The sequence below is a fragment of the Collinsella aerofaciens genome (assembly GCF_028206995.1).
Taxonomy (GTDB): Bacteria; Actinomycetota; Coriobacteriia; order Coriobacteriales; family Coriobacteriaceae; genus Collinsella; species Collinsella aerofaciens_AQ.
In genome coordinates this window covers 368,551-387,455 of sequence record NZ_JAQLFL010000001.1, presented here as the reverse complement: position 1 = coordinate 387,455, position 18,905 = coordinate 368,551, and the positions used below count along the sequence as shown (strand labels likewise).

At 60.9% G+C, this 18,905-nt stretch carries 17 protein-coding genes; 3 read left to right on the top strand and 14 right to left on the bottom strand.

The genetic code is table 11. The annotated features are described in order from the left end of the window. Positions 1–72 precede the first annotated feature (72 nt). From PMX60_RS01820 to pyrR, 12 genes are all read right to left on the bottom strand, one after another. A complete protein-coding gene (locus tag PMX60_RS01820; protein WP_271746675.1) occupies positions 73–2,376 on the bottom strand; it encodes a DNA internalization-related competence protein ComEC/Rec2 in 2,304 nt (767 codons plus the stop codon). Beyond that, the gene (locus PMX60_RS01815; protein ID WP_271746674.1) at positions 2,373–3,005 is read right to left on the bottom strand and encodes a helix-hairpin-helix domain-containing protein; all 633 of its coding nucleotides are present in this window, start codon (positions 3,003–3,005) and stop codon (positions 2,373–2,375) included. The genes PMX60_RS01820 and PMX60_RS01815 overlap by 4 nt, the downstream gene beginning before the upstream one ends. A 294-nt stretch (positions 3,006–3,299) precedes the next feature. Next, positions 3,300–4,544, bottom strand: coding sequence for a tRNA uracil 4-sulfurtransferase ThiI (thiI, locus tag PMX60_RS01810; RefSeq protein ID WP_006235944.1), 1,245 nt, complete (start codon positions 4,542–4,544; stop codon positions 3,300–3,302). Further along, complete coding sequence (locus PMX60_RS01805) at positions 4,545–4,826, bottom strand: DNA-directed RNA polymerase subunit omega (protein WP_035138532.1); 282 nt, start codon at positions 4,824–4,826, stop codon at positions 4,545–4,547. Between the two features lie 5 nt (positions 4,827–4,831). Further along, complete coding sequence (gmk, locus tag PMX60_RS01800; protein ID WP_055309885.1) at positions 4,832–5,401, bottom strand: guanylate kinase; 570 nt, start codon at positions 5,399–5,401, stop codon at positions 4,832–4,834. Beyond that, the gene (mihF, locus tag PMX60_RS01795; RefSeq protein ID WP_006236130.1) at positions 5,402–5,710 is read right to left on the bottom strand and encodes an integration host factor, actinobacterial type; all 309 of its coding nucleotides are present in this window, start codon (positions 5,708–5,710) and stop codon (positions 5,402–5,404) included. A 239-nt stretch (positions 5,711–5,949) separates the two neighbouring features. Next, a complete protein-coding gene (gene pyrF, locus PMX60_RS01790; protein ID WP_271746673.1) occupies positions 5,950–6,666 on the bottom strand; it encodes an orotidine-5'-phosphate decarboxylase in 717 nt (238 codons plus the stop codon). Next, positions 6,660–7,568 carry a dihydroorotate dehydrogenase gene (locus PMX60_RS01785; protein WP_055309933.1) on the bottom strand — a complete coding sequence of 303 codons (909 nt, stop codon included), beginning with the start codon at positions 7,566–7,568 and terminating at the stop codon, positions 6,660–6,662. The genes pyrF and PMX60_RS01785 overlap by 7 nt, the downstream gene beginning before the upstream one ends. Before the next feature lie 14 nt (positions 7,569–7,582). After that, positions 7,583–8,350: a dihydroorotate dehydrogenase electron transfer subunit gene (locus PMX60_RS01780; RefSeq protein WP_055309932.1), complete on the bottom strand. Its 768-nt coding sequence runs from the start codon at positions 8,348–8,350 to the stop codon at positions 7,583–7,585. 116 nt (positions 8,351–8,466) lie between these two features. Continuing rightward, the gene (locus tag PMX60_RS01775) at positions 8,467–9,756 is read right to left on the bottom strand and encodes a dihydroorotase (protein WP_055309883.1); all 1,290 of its coding nucleotides are present in this window, start codon (positions 9,754–9,756) and stop codon (positions 8,467–8,469) included. Then, complete coding sequence (locus PMX60_RS01770; RefSeq protein ID WP_271746672.1) at positions 9,740–10,684, bottom strand: aspartate carbamoyltransferase catalytic subunit; 945 nt, start codon at positions 10,682–10,684, stop codon at positions 9,740–9,742. Before PMX60_RS01770 ends, PMX60_RS01775 begins: the two co-directional genes overlap by 17 nt. 4 nt (positions 10,685–10,688) lie before the next feature. Then, positions 10,689–11,273, bottom strand: a complete 585-nt coding sequence (pyrR, locus tag PMX60_RS01765; protein WP_006236123.1) for a bifunctional pyr operon transcriptional regulator/uracil phosphoribosyltransferase PyrR — start codon at positions 11,271–11,273, stop codon at positions 10,689–10,691. Positions 11,274–11,726: 453 nt separating this feature from the next. Between pyrR and rpmB the strand changes: the two genes are divergently transcribed. From rpmB to PMX60_RS01750, 3 genes are all read left to right on the top strand, one after another. Further along, positions 11,727–11,915, top strand: a complete 189-nt coding sequence (gene rpmB / locus PMX60_RS01760; protein WP_022094725.1) for a 50S ribosomal protein L28 — start codon at positions 11,727–11,729, stop codon at positions 11,913–11,915. Positions 11,916–12,417: 502 nt separating this feature from the next. After that, on the top strand, positions 12,418–15,066 hold the full coding sequence (gene adhE, locus PMX60_RS01755; RefSeq protein WP_271746671.1) for a bifunctional acetaldehyde-CoA/alcohol dehydrogenase: 2,649 nt from the start codon (positions 12,418–12,420) through the stop codon (positions 15,064–15,066). 89 nt (positions 15,067–15,155) lie between these two features. After that, positions 15,156–15,920 carry an aminoglycoside phosphotransferase family protein gene (locus PMX60_RS01750; protein WP_006236119.1) on the top strand — a complete coding sequence of 255 codons (765 nt, stop codon included), beginning with the start codon at positions 15,156–15,158 and terminating at the stop codon, positions 15,918–15,920. A 178-nt stretch (positions 15,921–16,098) separates the two neighbouring features. Here the strand turns inward: PMX60_RS01750 and PMX60_RS01745 are convergent, their stop codons facing one another. Together PMX60_RS01745 and ispG are read right to left on the bottom strand one after the other, a co-directional pair. Next, the gene (locus PMX60_RS01745) at positions 16,099–17,820 is read right to left on the bottom strand and encodes a proline--tRNA ligase (protein ID WP_271746670.1); all 1,722 of its coding nucleotides are present in this window, start codon (positions 17,818–17,820) and stop codon (positions 16,099–16,101) included. Next, complete coding sequence (gene ispG, locus PMX60_RS01740; RefSeq protein ID WP_195361310.1) at positions 17,821–18,903, bottom strand: flavodoxin-dependent (E)-4-hydroxy-3-methylbut-2-enyl-diphosphate synthase; 1,083 nt, start codon at positions 18,901–18,903, stop codon at positions 17,821–17,823. It abuts the gene before it with no gap. Positions 18,904–18,905: the final 2 nt, after the last annotated feature.

Here is an 18,905-nt window from a genome sequence, read left to right as displayed (position 1 = left end):
CCCCTCCCGCAGGCCTTCGTATTCGCTCCGTGCCATTCTAGCCCAGGGGCCCACCACACGCCAACGACGTCGTCACGGTCGCTGGCATCGCATCGCAAAGCCATTCGCAGTCGGCGTGACGGTAATGTCGCCGTGTTCGATAGTGCACGCGAACACGCCGCCCGCTTCCTTAACGGCATCGATGCAGGCATCGGACGGATGGCCGTATCGATTCCCTTCGCCCGCACTCGCGAGGGAAAGCTCGGGCTTCAGGACGTCCAGCAACTCATCATCGACTGAAACCTTAGAGCCGTGATGCCCAAGTTTAAGTACGTCGATATCCCCCACCTCCTGCACGAATTCCCGTTCTTGGTCGATCTCGGCATCACCGGTGAGGAGCATACGCAGGCCCTTGCCTTCCTGAACATATGAGAGCAGCAGGACAAGCGAGTCCTCATTTCCCTCGCCATCCACGGACTCGAATGGCCACATCACGCGGGCGCAAAATGAGCCGATATCGACCGTATCCCCACGGCGCACCTGCCGATACTCCACGCCAGGTCGGTTCAATACCTCGGCAGGAGCATCCTCCAGCGCATCCGCCGCCACGGCAATCGTACCGACCGAAAACTGTTCGAGCACGGCAGGCAGACCACCCCAGTGATCCTCATCCCAATGCGTCACAAAGACGGCATCGATATGGTGTACGTTATTGCGAACCAACGCCGCCACCACGCGCTCGTCGAGCCCGCAGTCGACGAGTGCCACTGCACCGCCCTGGCGGATAAGAATCGCATCGGCCTGGCCCACATCGAGCACCGTCACAGAAGGCGGAGCGAATCGATCCCAGTAGACGTACGGAATCGCAGCCAGGAACACCAGACATGCAAGCCCCACCGCCACAGGACGTGCACGGGGACGCGGCCACCAGACCAGCAGCACCGCCAGCAAACACGGCACTAGATAAATCCACATGCTATCGGGCGGCACGCTCACGGATGCACCCGGCACGGCGGCAAACAGCTGCTCGAAGAACAGCACGCAACGGGAGGCAATCATGGGCACAACGAGCGCCCAAGTCCGCAACGGTGCCACGAGCGAAAAGGGAACCAGCACGATCGACACGGCAAGCAGTACGCTCACCACCGGACCGATGACCGCATTTGCCAGCGGAGCAATGAGCGAGAACGTACCGAAGGCAGGAATGGTAATGGGAAGTGTCGCCAGTTGCGAGCACAGCGTGACGGAAAGCATGCTGGCAACGTCTGATGGCACACCCAGCTCACCCAAAGCGTAGGTCGCATAGGGGCAAAAGCACAGAATGGCTAAGACGCTGGCACATGAAAGCTGAAAGCCCATCTCGAACAGAACCGTCGGCCGCAGCAGCACAAAGATGGACATGGTTACGAAGAGCGCCGATGCGCCATGCCGACGCCGCCCCGCGCCGTTTACGACAAGCGTCGCGAACACCATGCAGCACGCGCGCACGGCCGAGGGAGACGCGCCCGTAAAGGCAGCGTAGCCCACAAGCGTTATCGCCAATATCGCCCGTTGAAGACCGCGTGAGCACCGAGTCTTTTGCAATACACCCTCGATTACAAACCCCACGATTGCCAAGTGGCTGCCCGAGACGGCGATAAGATGCGCCGTTCCCGTCACCGAAAACCAGTCGCCCGCCGGCTGGGCGCGCAGCTCGGCCGAACGACCGCAGACGACACCGGCTATGAGTGCACGCGCCGGGTCGGTCGCAGGCGCGATGGACGCAAGCAGCCCATTTCGCATCCGAAGAAGCGGCCCCGGAGAGTCCTCATCGACCGACAAAATCCGAACGACTTTAACCTTGCGCACCTCGCCTCGGAGCACGCGCGATCGTCCATACGAATCGTTCTCAAAACGTGAAACGCGACCGATAACACGCACGTGCGCCCCGACCTTGAGCTCGAGGTCGCACGATAGGCGAACCATTGCCAAGTTCTTACCGTCCGCGCGTGCCTCGCAGGTATAGGAATACACGTCGTCGTTTATGGATGGGTCACCCTGCACGACAAACTCAAGGCTGCTTGCCGCTCGACCGTCGAGCGCCTTCGAGGCGCTTAGCACGCCCACAGTCCACCACGCCGAGACGACCGCTCCCGCCACGAGACCGACGGACGCGGCATACAGCCACCGCTTCCAAGGGGCAAGCCGCGCACAAGATTGAGCCAGCACAACGAATACCGCCGCCGTAACGGGAATGGCCCATAGCGGCCCGACCGCCGAAGCCCGCTCCCACAGCAGCGCATCGGCGGCCACGTTGAGCACCAAGGCGCAGCTCATGCACATGCCGGCACACAGGGCCATCGTCCACGGCATCAGAGGCCGCGGAGGCATCACATGCTCGCGCTCGGTCGCACTCATACGCAGATGGAATCTTTGATTTTGGCAAGCTTCTTCTCGCCGATTCCCGACACACGCATCAGATCGTCAACCGAGGCAAAAGCACCGTTCTTTGTCCGCTCATCGATAATCGACTGGGCCATGGAGGGACCGATGCCAGAGAGCGTCTGCAGCTCTGCCGCGCTTGCCGTATTGATATTTACTAGGCCTGTTGCGCCACTCACGCCCGATGATGCGGAAGCCCCACCATCAACACCAACTTCCGCAATGGACGCCTGCTGCTCCCCTACCGTTGGAACGTGAATCTTCTGTCCATCGACGATCTTAGATGCCCGATTGAGCCCCGTAACGTCTGCCTCGGGCGCCAGCCCGCCGGCGGCATCAATCGCCTGAGCCACCCGCGCGCCGTCCTTGAGACGATATACACCGGGCGACACAACGGCGCCATCAACATCGACATAAACGTCTGCCGCGTCAGAAGCCTTAGACGAAGAGTCTTCGGATGTCTTTCCGCTCGAGGCATCGCCGGATCCCGGCTCCACCAACGAGCCCGAACCATCAGTGCGCTCAAACGACACGCCGCCGGCACCGCCGCCAAGGTTCGCCATCGCCAAGCCGCTCGCCATCGCAATGACAACCAGGATCGCCATCACCACTGCCTTATGACCGAGCAGCTTGTCCGCCAAGCGGTCCACCCGTTTGACCCGTTCGTGTTGTTCACGCTGCGCCATAGCAAAACCTCCCAACACCATCGTGTCAGGAAAGGAACCCCGCAACAGCCACGCTCCAAAACCGGTTTTTGCGGTCAAACCAAAAGCTGACCAAAACCTTGCACAAATCTGTCCATTTATTCAGACACGCGTCAGCAAATGAACACTTAGCCGCAAAATGTCCAGATAGCAAAAGACCGACGATGCAAGCGCATCGTCGGTCTATGCACAAATTTACTCGTGATCTTGGTAAATCTCACGCGGAGCAAGCTCCGAATGTTTGCGCTTTAAGGTCTTAGGGGCCTTATACGTGTTGCTTTCGAAGTCGATGTACTCGGTCTGCTTGAGCAGGCGCTCGATCATCTCCTCGTGATCGAACAACTCCCAGGCCTCATGCACGGCATCGAGTTTAGCGTGCGTCTCGGGACGGCGCGGCATAAACAGCGTGCAGCAGTCGGGAGCAGCCTCGGTCGAGATATCGAACGTACCGATCTCCTCGGCGCGCGCGATGATCTCCTGCTTGTCCGAACCGATGAGCGGACGGAACACGGGGATCTTCACGGCCTCGTTAACGGCCATGATATTCTCAAGCGTTTGGGAGGCAACCTGCCCAAGCGATTCGCCCGTCACGATGGCCTTGGCGCCCTCGATGTGTGCAATGCGCTCGGCAACCGAATACATAATGCGGCGATACATGATCACGCGCAGGTTGCTGGGACAGGTGACCGAAATCTCACGCTGGCAGTCGCCAAACGGCACCACGTACAGGCGGCCGATCTGGACACCCGGCTCAAGCGCACGGATGATGTCCTGCACCAAATACTCGCTCGTATCGGGCGTCTGCGGACGACCAGAGAAATGCACCGGCACGCACACCGCGCCGCGACGCGCGAGCATCCAGGTCGCCACCGGAGAATCGATACCCGACGACAGCAGCGTCACGACCTTGCCGGCAGAACCAACCGGCAGACCGCCCACGCCGCGCTCGGAGCGCGCATACACATAAACGCTACCCTGGACCACCAGTACGTGCACCATCGCATCGGGGTCGTGCATTTGAACCTTTTTATCGGGGAAGGCCTCACACAGCACCTCGCCCACCTGACGATTGATGTCAATCGAGGTGAGCTCATAGTCGGTATTGGAGCGCTTGGCATGCACCTTAAACGAATCGAAGGAACCAAACTCGCGCAGCGCCTTGACGGCGGCGGCACAGTACTCCTGCGGGTCGCGGTTAGTGTGATACGCCAAAGACACACGAGCAACGCCGGGAACGGTGCGAATGACACGCGCCGCCTCATCGGCCTGATGCTCGTTAAAGGTCACGAGGATATAACCGGAAATTCGAGACACGGCATTCACGGAAAAGGCGGCCAAGGCCGCCTTGATGTTATCCATGAGGATATGCTCAAAATGTGCGCGGTTCTTACCCTTCAGTCCAACCTCGTGATAGTGGACCAGGCAGACGCGAGCCGCCATTTAGGCTTCAGCAACCTTGTGGCCGAGCGCCTTCTCGTAACGGGCCTCGTCGTAAGAGATGTCGCCGTCGACAATCTCGTCCATAGCCATCGAGATGGTATCGGCACCGGAAAGCCCGATGGTGATGTCATCGACATCCTGGACGGCAAGCACGCGGTTGTGCTGGCCACGCAGCATGCTATTGATGTCGCAGGCGCGCTTGGAGGCAAGCGAAGCGAGCAGGAAGCGGTTGTGATCGGTCTTCTCCAGAAGATCGTCAATGCAAGGCTTTACAACGGACACGGACCTCAGTTCCTTTCATGCATATCGAGAACGCGAACGAGTTCATCGGTCGCGCGGTCGAGATCGTCATTAACCACGACGTCGTCGTAGCGGTCGGCAAGGGCAAGCTCATCGGCGGCGTTTGCCATACGCAGCTCAATCGTCTCGGGCGTCTCGGTACCGCGACCGACTAGACGCTCGCGGAGCACCTCAAGCGAAGGCGGCTTGATAAAGATCAGCACGGCCTCGGGGAAACGCTCCTTCACCTGCAGGGCGCCCTGGACATCGATCTCCAAAATCAGAGACGCGCCCGAGGCGAGCTTGGATGTGACCTCGCTCACCAACGTGCCGTAGCAGTTACCGTGGACCTCGGCCCACTCAACAAACTCACCGTTTGCCACGCGGCGGTCGAACTCCTCGCGCGTCAGAAAAAAGTAGTTGACGCCGTCGACCTCACCTTTGCGTGGTGCTCGCGTGGTAGCCGAAACCGTCAGGCCCAGGTTCGAGCGGCGCTCGCGCACACGAGTGACGAGCGTACCCTTGCCTGCGCCTGACGGTCCAGAAATCACAAAGAGCTTGGAATCCTGAGCGCTCACTTATTTGGTCAGCTGCTCGAGGAGCTGCTCGCGCTGACGGACGCCGAGGCCCTGGACGCGACGGGTAGCGGAGATACCGAGCTCCTCCATGATTTTGGCGGCCTTGGCCTTGCCATAACCAGGAAGAGACTCGATGAGGGTGGAAACCTTCATGCGGGAAGCGATGGGGTCATCGGAGTTGAGCACGGACTCGAGGGACTTCTCGCCCTTCTTGATCTGCTCGCGAAGCTCAGCGCGGGCGTGACGTGCGGCAGCAGCCTTCTCAAGAGCCTGCTTGCGCTGCTCATCGGTAAGCTGAGGGAGTGCCATTCGTACCTCCAAAAAGTTGGGTTATATCTGATTCAATAATTGGCATTTTAGCACGTAGAACGTACAAAATGCCCAATCGCGGCTCCATAGGTTAGACGATACCCGCAAAAAGTGCAATATACTGCGCCCAAAGTTAAGCCCCTGACCTGCGATTCCACACAAAGGATGGGAAAGTTTACGCAGGCACAGGGGCTATTTTGTGCTAATGAGACCCAAAAGTGGTGACTTAGGGGAATCTTTTAGGCGACGTTTTCGACCAGCTCAGCGACAATAGCGTCAAAGGCGGCAACCGGATCGTCGGCGCCGGTGATGGGACGGCCCACCACGATGTGGCTTGCGCCACGCTCGATAGCCTGGGAAGGCGTCGCCACGCGGGACTGGTCACCAAGGGCGGCACCCACCGGACGCACACCCGGAGTCACGATCAGGGCATCGGGACCCAGCAGCCCACGCATGTCGTGAGCCTCCATCGGCGAGCACACGATACCGTCGATGCCGTTGGCCTGAGCGAGCTTTGCCAGGCGGGCGGCCTCCTCGGCCACGGGCGACTCGACGCCGATCTCGCTCAAGGCATCCTGGTTCATGCTCGTGAGCACGGTGATGGCGACGAGCTTGGCGCGGTCCTTGCGCGCCTCCTCGGCGCCCTCGCGGCAGGCAGCGAGCATGGCGCCCGAACCCAAGCCGTGGACCGAAAGCAGATCGGCACCGGCAAGCGAGGCCGAGCGGGCGGCACCGCGAACCTGATGCGGAATATCATAGAACTTGAGGTCAAGGAAGACCTTAAAGCCCAAATCCTTGAACGTCTTGACGATCTCAGGACCCTCGGCGTAATAGAGCGTCATGCCAACCTTGAGCCAGGCGGCATGGCCCGAAAGCTCGTGGGCAAGCTCGAGCGCACGCTCACGGTCGCAGTCGAGGGCGACGATAACACGGTCGCGGGCATCGGTCTCTAGCATTCGAACGCACCTACCAGTTCGTTGATGTCCTTCACGCCCTGAGACTCGGCCCAGGCCTCGAGCTCGTGCGCGATCTTGAGCGAAGCGCACGGATCGACGAAGTTGGCCATGCCGACCGACACGCAGGTGGCGCCGGCCAGGATAAACTCGGCCGCATCTTCGCCGGTCATGACACCGCCGACACCGTTGATGGGGATATCGACGGCCTGAGCGACCTCCCAGACCATGCGAACGGCGATGTGGTGGCACAGCGGGCCCGAAAGGCCGCCCTTGGGCTTGGCCACACGGGACTTGCGGGTATGGACGTCGATGGCCATGCCCTGGATGGAGTTAATGACCGAAAGGCCGTCGGCGCCGGCGGCCTCGAGAGCCTTGGCAATCTCGGCAACGTTAACCGGAGCCATCTTTACGAACAGCGGCTTATCGGTCACCTTACGGCAGGCAGCCATAACGGCAGAGGCGCCCTCGGGCGAGGAGCCCATGGCGGCACCGCCGGCGGCAATATTGGGGCAGCTGACGTTGATCTCGTAGCCGGCAGCCCAGGGGCACAGCTCGACATACATCTCGAGCGCGCGGACAAACTCCTCGACGGAGTGACCGGCGACCTGACAGATGACCTGACAACCGTCCTTGGAGAGCTGCTCGAGCCACGGACCGGACTCGCGGGCAAAAGCGGCCACGCCGGGGTTCTGAAGGCCCACGGAGTTAATCATACCGCCGGGAATCTCGGCCATGCGGGGCGCGGGGTTGCCGGGCCAGGGCTCGGCAGCGCAACCCTTGGTGGTGATGGCGCCCAGCTGGGAAACATCAAAGAAGTTCTGGAACTGCCAACCGTAGCCAAAGGTACCGGCTGCGGTGTTGATGGGGTTCTGCATCTTGACGCCGCCGAAATCGACGGCCATGTTCACGGTACCCACTAGAAGACCACCACCTTGGAAGCATCGAACACGGGGCCGCACATGCAGGCGCCCTTCATACCGTCGACCGTCTCTACATTGCAGGTGTTGCAGGCGCCAAAGCCACAGCTCATCATGCGCTCAAGCGACACCTCGCAGTACGCACCGGCCTCGGCGGCAGCGGCGGCGACTTTCTTCATCATGACAGCGGGGCCGCAGCTGGCCACATAGTCGTAGCCGCCCTCGCCGAGCAGCTCGGCTGCCGGGTCGGTGCAAAAACCGTGCGTGCCCAGCGTGCCATCATCGGTGCACACGTTAACCGTGGCGCCCAGCGCGCGGAACTCATCGACACCCACGGCCTTGGAAGCGGTGCCAAAGCCCAGGCACACATCCACGTCAACGCCCTGCTCGGCAAGCATGCCGGCGAGGCACAGCACGGGCGGAACACCGATGCCGCCAGCAACGAGCAGCGCCTTCCTGGTACCCTCGGGCACAAGCCAGCCGCGGCCGCCAGGGCCCAGCAGATTAGAGGTGGAACCGGGGGCCATCTGCGACAGACGACGGGTGTCGTCGCCCACGACGGCGTACCACAGCTCGACGGTGCCGGCCTGGGCGTCGGCGCGATAGAAGCTCAGGGGCACGCGAAGCAGCGAGGACGCATCGCCGGGCACGGCAATGTTCACAAACTGACCGGGCTTGAGCGCACTTGCAAGCTTGGGGGCCGAGATGACGAGCGAGAAGATGCCGTCGGCGATCTCCTGGTTCGAGACGACCTCGAAGTCGTGCATGCGTGCAGTGGAAGGTGTGGGCATAGACGCTCCAATCCCCCATGCGGTTGCATGGTCAAAACGAACAGAAAGCGCGGCACCGCAAGGGCACCGCGCACAAAAGCGATAAGGCTATGCTAGCAGATGCAGCCGTCGGCGAGCGTCTGCTTACCGCCGACAAACACATCGGTGGCACGGCCGGTAAGCGTGCGGCCGGCGAAACCGGAGTTTTCGGCGCGCGACTCGTAACCGTCCTCGCCAACCGTCCAGGTGGCGGACGCGTCGAACACGGTCAGGTCGGCAACGGAGCCCGCCTTGACCTGAACCTGGTCGAGACCCAGGATCTCACGCGGTTTGATGGCCATGAGCTCGACCATGCGGCCCATGCTCATCTTGCCCGTGTTGACCAGCTCGGTGAGTACGAGCGACAGCGAGGTCTCGAGGCCGATCATACCAAAGGGCGCAAGCTCGAACTCGCGGGCCTTCTCCCACGGGGTGTGGGGAGCGTGATCGGTGACGATAGCGTCGACGGTGCCGTCGATGACGCCCTGACGGATGGCCTCGGCATCCTCCTCGGTACGCAGCGGCGGGTTGACCTTGAGCGAGGTGTTGTAGGTCTCGTCCAGATCGTTCTCGGTCAGGAACATGTGGTGCGGGGTGGCCTCGCAGGTAACCTGAACGCCGGCGGCCTTACCGGCACGCACGAGCTCGAGACCGTGAGAGGTGGAGATGTGCTGGATGTGCAGCTTGGCACCGGTCAGCTTGGCGATCTCAATGTCACGGGCGATCTGGAGCTCCTCGCCGGCAGCCGGCCAGCCCTCGAGAGCCAGACGGGTCGAAACCTTGCCCTCGTTGATCTGGCCGTGGCCGACCAGGTCCTCGTCCTGGCAGTGGCTCATAAAGACCTTGCCGAACATCTTGCCGTAGTCCATGCAGCGACGGAGCATGCCCGCGCCCTGCACGCCACGACCGTCGTCGGTGAAGGCGACGGCGCCGTGGGCGACCATATCGCCCATCTCGGACATGGCCTCGCCCTTAAGACCGCGGGTCATGGCGCCCGACGGATAGACGCGGCAGTGACCGACCTCGGCAGCACGGGACTTGACGAACTCCACGACGGTGCCGTTATCGGTGACGGGATCGGTGTTGGGCATGGAGCACACGCCGGTAAAGCCGCCCTTGGCAGCCGCGCGGGTGCCGCTCTCGATGTCCTCTTTGACCTCGTAGCCGGGCTCGCGAAGATGAACGTGCATATCCACCAGGCCGGGAACGAGGTACTTGCCGGAAAGGTCGCGGACCTCGGCTCCCTCGACGGCGAGATTCTCGCCGACCTCGGCGATCTTGTCGCCGTCAATCAGGACGTCAACGACACCGTCAAGCTCGACGGACGGGTCGACGACGTGGGCATTCTTAAGAAGCAAGGCCATTATCGGCACCTCCAAGCAGCAGATACAGGATAGCCATACGCACGCAGATACCGGCGTAGACCTGCTCCAGGATGACGGAGCGTTGCGGGTGGTCGGCCATATAGGAATCGAACTCGACACCGCGGTTGATGGGGCCCGGGTGGCAGATGATCGCGTCGGGCTTCATGAGCTTCTCACGGTCCTTGGTCAGGCCGAAGAGCTTGTGGTACTCGCGAATGGTCGGGAACGGGGCACCCTCGAGGCGCTCCTGCTGCACGCGCAGCATGTAGACAACGTCCAGCTCGGGCAGGACGGAATCGAGGTCGCTCGTCACGTGGTCGCAGCCCAGGACCTCGGGCGCCGGCGGCAGCAGCGTGCCGGGGGCGACGGCATAGGTCTCGCAGCCCATGATCTTAAGGGCGGGGATCAGCGAGCCACAGACGCGGGAGTGCGCGATATCGCCGACGACGGCGACCTTCAGACCGTGGAAGTCACCCTTGTGCTCCCAGATGGTGTACAGGTCGAGCAGGGCCTGCGTGGGATGGTTGTGCTTGCCGTCACCGGCGCAGATGACGCTCGCGGGCGAGTTCTGCGTGACGATGTAGGGAGCACCGGCGTGCTTATCGCGCGCGACGATGCAGTCGATCTTGTAGGCGTTGAGGGTCTCGACGGTGTCGACGAGGCTCTCACCCTTAACCGTGGAGGTCGAGGAGCCGCCAAAGTTAAGGCTGTCGGCCGAAAGACGCTTCTCGGCGAGCTCGAAGGAGCTGCGGGTGCGCGTCGAGGGCTCGTTGAACATGTTAACGATGGTCTTGCCCTTGAGCGTAGGGACCTTCTTGATTGCGCGCTCGTTGACCTCGGAGAACGCCTTGGCGGTCTCGAGGATGAGCTTGATGTCCTCTTCGGAGTACTCGGTAATGTCGATCAGGTGCTTATGGTTGAACGCCACGGTACTACTCACCTCCCAGCGGCGCGGAGCCCACGTGGGAACCCGGCGCGACGTCGTTAATCTCGACGGCGGTGTGGCCGTCGACTTCTTTCATATATAGGTGCACGTTCTCCTCATGCGACGAGGGAACGTTCTTGCCGACAAAGTCCGGCGAGATGGGGAGCTCGCGGTGACCGCGGTCAACGAGAACTGCCAGCTCAATACGGCTCGGACGGCCCAGGTCCATGACGGCGTCCAGAGCAGCGCGGATGGTACGACCCGTGTACAGGATGTCGTCCACCAGCACGACGCGCTTGCCGTCGACGCTAAAGGGAATGTTGGTAGCGTGGATCGCGGGAGCGAAATTGGTCGCATAGTCATCGCGGTAGAAGCTGATGTCCAGGCTGCCGAGCGGAACGTCGACGCCCTCGATCTCCTTGATCTCCTCGGCGAGCTTCTTTGCCAGAAGGTCGCCGCGCGTGACGATGCCGACCAGAGCGAGGTCTTCACAGCCCTCGTTGCGCTCGAGAATCTCGTGCGCGATGCGGGTCATCGCTCGATTGACGGCGGTCTCGTCCATGATGACCGCCTTGGGGGAAGTCGTGCCCATCGATCTCCTTCCTCACATGTCTTGACTGCTGACACAGTCAAAAAAATAGATGCCCGACCGCTCAAAGCGGACCAGACACCCACAGGAAGGGCTGCTCTTTGGCAGCTATATAATTCCATGTGGGTATCTCGTACCCCTTTAATGGTCAAGGGATAGTGTAGCCAACCTCGAGCTTAATTGCGAGCATAAATACAAAGCAATCCATAAACGGAGCCCAACGCTCCATAAACCTATATATATATTTGTGGGACGAGCTTGAAAACGTACGCACGAGCTGGCATAATCCCCTCTGCTGCACGCAAATCGGATCTACGTCCAGGGCCGTGGCGTGGGCACTATCGCCAAAAGAGGAATATCTCTGTGTAGATTACGCACAGGGAGCTGCTTCTGTGCTATAGTTCAGGCTTGTTTGTTAACGCGACATGTTCGTTTGTCGCCCAAGGAGGGTCAGTTATGTCCAAAGTTTGCGAAGTTTGCGGTAAGCACCCCGTTGCCGGTCGCTCCATCAGCCACTCTCACCGCGTCACCAACCGTAAGTTCCGCCCCAACATCCAGCGCGTCTACGTCGTCGTCGATGGTCACCGTCGCAAGATGAACGTTTGCTCCACCTGCCTCAAGTCCGGCAAGGTTGCGCGCTCCTAAATAAGGTCTTACCAACAAGTACCTCGGACTCTCCGGGTCAAAGACCTCGCGTTCACATAGAACTTACCAAAGGCGCCCTCCCCTACGGAGGGCGCCTTTTTGCACTCATTGGGGACAGACTTATATGAGGGTTTGCAGATGTCAAAGGAATCATAGCGCAGCTGGTATGCCTTGTAACTAACGGTACGCCTCGAGCGAGTCGGACGCACCTTACACGGGATTGAAATGGATGTAATCGAGTAGCTGCACCGCCTGTGTGTCCAACTCAACCGCGACCCGCGAATAGCGATTATCAAACAGATGTCCCTTTTTCCCATTGAAATACTCATGAGAGTCTGTACCCAATGAGCGGGGCGATGCAGCAGGCAGATAGTTTTAGTTAAAACGATTCATTTTATTGAAGCGTTTTAGTGTGCCTTTTAGAGGAATCTTACCGTTCGCCGAATAATTTCTTGCTATCATGCAAGGCGTAGGGTAAATCTCCGATCGCAAGGAGACACAAATGGTGAAAAAGTCACCGGAAAACACTACTCCCGCAATTGTGGACAACGTAGAGGCGCTTGAGGCCAAGCTCGCTCAGATGCGAGAGGCCCAGGCGCTTTTTGCTACGTACACGCAGGAGCAGGTCGACAAGATCTTCTATGAGGCCGCCATGGCCGCCAACAAGGCTCGTATCCCGTTGGCGAAGATGGCCATCGAGGAGACCGGCCGCGGCGTTCTTGAGGACAAGGTCATCAAGAACCACTACGCCGCAGAGTACATCTACAACGCTTACAAGAACACCAAGACCTGTGGTGTCCTGGAGCGCGACGAGGCTTACGGCATCACCAAGATCGCCGAGCCCATCGGCATCGTGGGCGCCGTCATCCCGACGACCAACCCCACCTCCACCGCGATCTTCAAGACGCTGATCTGCCTGAAGACCCGCAACGCCATCATCATCTCCCCGCACCCGGCTGCCGCCAAGTGCACCATCGCCGCCGCCAAGCTCGTGCTTGACGCCGCCGTCAAGGCCGGCGCCCCCGAGGGCATCATCGGCTGGGTCGATGTCCCCTCCATCGAGCTGACTAACATGGTCATGCGCGACGTCGACATCATCCTCGCCACCGGTGGCCCGGGCATGGTCAAGGCCGCTTACTCCTCGGGCAAGCCCGCCCTGGGCGTTGGCGCCGGTAACACCCCGGTCGTCATCGACGACACCGCCGACGTGCTGCTCGCCGTCAACTCCATCATCCACTCCAAGACCTTCGACAACGGCATGATCTGCGCTTCCGAGCAGTCCGTGACCGTCATCGACAGCATCTATGACCAGGTTAAGGCCGAGTTCCAGAAGCGCGGCTGCTACTTCGTCAAGCAGGGTGCCGAGATGGAGGCCCTGCGTGCCGCCATGTTCAAGAACGGCGCTCTCGATCACCGCATCCCCGGCATGGCTGCCGCCAAGATCGCCGAGCTCGCCGGCATCGAGGTTCCCGCCAAGACCAAGATCCTGATCGCCGAGGTCACCTCCACCGACCCCGCCAAGGAGGAGTTCTCCCACGAGAAGCTCTCCCCGGTCCTGGCCATGTACCACGCCAAGGACTTCCAGGAGGCCGTCGACAAGGCCGAGCACCTGGTGCTCGCCGGTGGCCCGGGCCACACCGCCTCTCTGTACGTGCACCCCGCCCAGGCCGAGAAGATCAGCCTGTTCGAGCACGTCATGAAGGCCTGCCGTATCGTCATCAACACCCCGTCCTCGCACGGCGGCATCGGTGACCTGTACAACTTTGGCATGAAGCCGTCTCTGACCCTGGGCTGCGGCTCCTGGGGCGGCAACTCCGTCTCCGAGAACGTTGGGGTGAAGCACTTGATCAACGTTAAGACTGTGGCCGAGCGCCGTGAGAACATGCTGTGGTTCCGCGCTCCCGAGAAGGTCTACTTCAAGAAGGGTTCCACGCCCGTCGCCCTCGACGAGCTCGGTACCGTCATGGGCAAGAAGCGCGCCTTCATCGTCACCGACCAGTTCCTCTTCAAGAATGGCAACACCCGCGCCATCGAGGCCAAGCTCGACGAGATGGGCATCGCCCACGACTGCTTCTATGACGTCGAGCCCGATCCGTCGCTGCAGTGCGCACGTCGCGGCGCCAAGCAGATGGCTCTCTTTGAGCCGGACGTCATCATCGCCGTCGGCGGTGGCTCAGCTATGGACGCCGGCAAGATCATGTGGATGATGTACGAGCACCCCGAGTGCAAGTTTGAGGACATGGCCATGGACTTCATGGACATCCGCAAGCGTATCTTCACCTTCCCCGAGATGGGCAAGAAGGCCTACTTCGTCGCCGTCCCGACCTCCTCGGGTACCGGCTCCGAGTGCACGCCGTTCGCCATCATCACCGACAAGGAGACCGGCATCAAGTGGCCGCTCGCCGACTACGCGCTGCTCCCCAACATGGCTATCGTCGACGCCGACAACTGCATGACCGCCCCGCGCGGCCTGACCGCTGCCTCCGGCATCGACGTCATGACCCACGCCATCGAGTCCTACGTCTCCATCATGGCTTCCGACTACACCAAGGGCCTCTCCGAGCGCGCTGCCAAGCTCGTCTTTGAGAACCTGCCCTCCAGCTTCACGAACGGCGCCAAGGACCCGCACGCCCGCGAGGAGATGCACAACGCCTCCTGCATGGCCGGTATGGCCTTCGCCAACGCCTTCCTGGGCCTTAACCACTCCATGGCTCACAAGCTCGGCGCTTTCCATCACCTGCCCCACGGCATCGCTAACGCCGTCATCCTGACCCGCGTCATGCGCTACAACGCCGCCGAGGCTCCCGTCAAGATGGGTACCTTCTCCCAGTATCCTTACCCCAACGCGCTGCACAACTACGCCGAGATGGCCAAGTACTGCGGTATCGAGGGCAAGGACGACAAGGAGGTCTTCGAGAACTTCATCACGAAGCTCGAGGAGCTCAAGGACTTCATCGGTGTCAAGAAGACCATCGCCGACTACGGTGTTGACGAGCAGTACTTCCTCGACACCCTCGACGAGATGACCGAGCAGGCATTCAACGACCAGTGCACCGGCGCTAACCCGCGCTACCCGCTCATGAGCGAGATCAAGGAGCTCTACCTGGACGCCTACTACGGCCGCGAGCCCCAGGACTACGCCGTCTGCTAGTTTTTAGCACGGTTTTTTGCGGCGGGGGTGCACGGGTGTTTCACACACCCCCGCCGTCGCTTCTATCGCATCGTTGAAAGGATGCAACCATGCTGCTACCCGATTCCAAGACCGAGCTCGTCCGCCGTGGCAACAAGGTCGTTTACGACCTGGGCGACAAGATCGTCAAGGTCTTTAACGAGACCAAGCCTGTCTCCGACGTGTTCAACGAGGCTTTGAATCTTGCCCGCATCAATGAGTGCGGCATCCGCAGCCCCAAGGCTCTCGAGGTTTCCCAGCTCGAGAACGCCAACGGCTGGGCGCTCGTGACCGAGAAGGTTCCGGGCACCACCCTTGCCGAGAAGATGACTGCCGAGCCCCAGCGCTTCGGTGAGTACCTCGAGATGTTCGTCGACCTCCAGATCGAGATCCACGGCTACACCTCCCCGCTGCTCAACCGTCAGCGCGACAAGTTCGCCCGCATGATCGACAGCCTTGATCAGCTCAATGCCACCACGCGTTACAACCTTCAGGAGCGTCTGGACGGTATGACCAAGGAGTTCAAGGTCTGCCACGGCGACTTCAACCCCTCCAACGTCATCGTCGGCGACGACGGCCAGCTCTATGTGTGCGACTGGGCACACGCTACCCAGGGCTCCCCTGCTGCCGACGTTGCCACCACCTACCTGCTCTTTGCCCTCAACAGCAAGGACCAGGCCGAGGCTTATCTGGAGCTCTACTGCGACCGCGCCGACATGCCCATGCAGGTCGTGCGTCAGTGGACGAGCATCGTCGCCGCTTCCGAGCTCGCTCGTAAGCGCAACGTGAACGATGAGTTCCTGAAGAACTGGATCGACGTCGTCGATTATCAGTAATATCTGAGCGATTTATTTCGCATCGGAGGCACAAAGGAAACCCCGCAGCTCGCATGGGCTGTGGGGTTTCCTTTTAGCGATTGAGTACGCCGACAAGATAAAAGGACGGCCCCGCATCTCCCCTATCTGGAGAAATGCGGGGCCGTCCCGTATATCGAACTACAAGCGAAATCGCCGATTAACGGCGTGCCGCCTTCACAAGCTCGGCGACCTTGGCGACGACCTCGTCGATCGCCACGTCCTCGCGCTCACCCGAAGCACGGTCCTTGAGCTCGACGGTGCCGTTCTTGAGGCCACGCTTACCCAGAACGACCTGATACGGGAAGCCCATAAGGTCGTTGTCGGCAAATTTAAAGCCGGGACGCTCGTCACGGTCATCGACGACGACCTCGATACCCTCGGCGCACAGGCCATCAACGATCTGCTCGCAGACGGTAGCGCACTCCTCCTTCTTGGGATCGAGCGGAATCACCGCGACCTCGTACGGGGCAACGGAGACCGGCCAGACGATACCGTGCTCGTCGTTGTGCTGCTCCACGACGGCAGCGAGCGAGCGGGACACACCAACGCCGTAGCAGCCCATGATGAGCGGCTTCTCCTTGCCGTCCTCGTCCATAAAGGTGGCACCCATGGCCTCGGAGTACTTGGTGCCCAGCTGGAAGACCTGAGAGACCTCGATGCCGCGGGCAGCGGAGAGCGGCTTGCCGCAGTGCGGGCAGGGGTCGCCGGCGACAACTGTGACCAGATCGGCCCACTCATCGACGGTAAAGTCGCGCTCGGGGCAGGCACCGGTAAAGTGATAATCGACCTCGTTGGCACCGCAGGCCCACTGTTTGGACTCGCGCAGGCTCTCGTCGCAGACCAGACGAATGCCATCGGGCAGGTTAACCGGTCCGATAAAGCCCTTGTGCAGACCGTTCGCCTGAAGCTCCTCGTCGGTCATCATGCGATAGCCCTTGCCAAAGACGTGCTCGGCCTTGCAATCGTTGAGCTCGTGATCGCCCGGAACAATGGCCACGACCGGCTTGCCCTCGGCGTCGATGAGTGCCAGCGACTTGCGCGTGCCGTTCTCGGGGAACCCAAAGAACTTAGCAACAGCCTCAATGGTGCCCATGCCCGGAGTCTCAACCTTGGTGAGCGTACCGTCACCAGGACCCTCGGTCACGACGACCTTGGTGCTTGCAGCCTCGTCATCGGCAGCGAAGCCGCAATCGTCGCAGTAGACGAGCGAAGCCTCGCCGGCGTCAGCCAAAGCCATGTACTCGACGGAGGTATCGCCACCGATCTCGCCAGAATCGGCGACGACGGGCAGAGCCTTGATGTAGCAGCGCTCGCAGATATTGGCGTACGCCTGCTTCATCTTGTCGTACTCCTCCTGCAGGCTCTCCTGCGTGGCGGAGAAGCTGTAGGCGTCCTTCATGATGAACTCGCGGCCGCGCATCAGGCCAAAGCGGGGACGGAACTCGTCGCGGAACTTGTCCTGGATGTGGTAGAGGTTAACGGGTAGCTGCTTGTAGGAGCGCAGCTCATTGCGCACCAGGGCCGTGACGGTCTCCTCGTGCGTGGGGCCCAGGACGAACTCGCGACCGTGACGGTCGTCAAAGCGCACAAGCTCCTTGCCATAGGCGTCGATGCGGCCGGACTCACGCCACAGCTCCGCGTCGACCATGATAGGCATCATAAGCTCCTGGGCGCCGGCGGCGTCCATCTCGTCGCGCACGATGTTCTCGATCTTGCGAATCGAGCGCCAAGCAAGCGGCAGGTAGGAATATAGACCGGCGGCCTCCTTGCGGATCATGCCGGCACGGAGCAGCAGACGGTGGCTGGCGAGCTCAGCGTCCGCCGGATCCTCTTTAAGCGTCGGCGCATAAAGCTTAGACATATACATTGCTCGGGTCATTTATTTCTCCTCAATAAGCTTGTCGACCTCGGCCATAAGCGCGTCGACAATTTGGTCCTCAGCTACTTTACCAATGATCTGGCCATGCGAAAAGAGCAAGGCCTGACCACGTCCGCAAGCAACGCCCAGATCGGCATCAGAAGCCTCGCCGGGGCCATTAACGGCACATCCCATCACAGCGATCGAAAGCGGCGCGGAGTAGTTCTTAAGCCGCTCGGTAACCTCCTCGGCAATGGGAATAAGGTTAACCTGGCAGCGGGCGCATGTGGGGCACGAGACAATCTCGGGGCCACGGCGACGCAGGCCCAACGACTGCAGAATACCCCAGGCAACCGGCGGCTCCTCAACCGGATCGGCTGTGAGCGACACACGCATGGTGTCGCCAATGCCTTCGGAAAGCAAGATACCCAAGCCTACAGAGCTCTTGATGGTGCCCTGGAGCTTGGTCCCCGCCTCCGTCACGCCCAGGTGAAGCGGAACGTGGGGAATCTCACGCGACAGGGCTCGATAGGTATCGAGCGTCGTTTGCACGCTATGGGCCTTGGCCGAAAGCACAATGTTCGTAAAGCCGCGGTCCTCAAAGTGCTTGACGAAGCGCTCGCTCGACATCACGAGCTTTTCGGGCTGCGTGAGGTCGTCGCGCTCGGCGATATCCTGCTCAAGCGAGCCCGCGTTCACGCCAATGCGAATCGCGCACCCAGCGGCGCCCGCGGCATCGATCACGGCATCGACCTTGGCCCAATCGCCAATGTTGCCGGGATTGATGCGGAGCTTGGCGGCACCGGCCTCTACGGCGCCGATGGCGAGCTTATGGTTAAAGTGAATATCGGCGACGATCGGCACCGGAGACTCGGCACAGATGGTGCGGAAACCCTCAAGCGCGGCCTCAGTGGGCACGCTCACACGCACGATATCGCAGCCAGCCTGCGCCAACGCGCACACTTGCGCAAGCGTTGCCTGGGCATCAGCGGTATCGGTGCAGGTCATGGATTGGACCACCACCGGCGCGCCGCCACCGATCTGCACGCCGCCCACATGCACGGGGCGCGTCAACTCGCGAGGCAAAGGATGGGATAAAGACAATC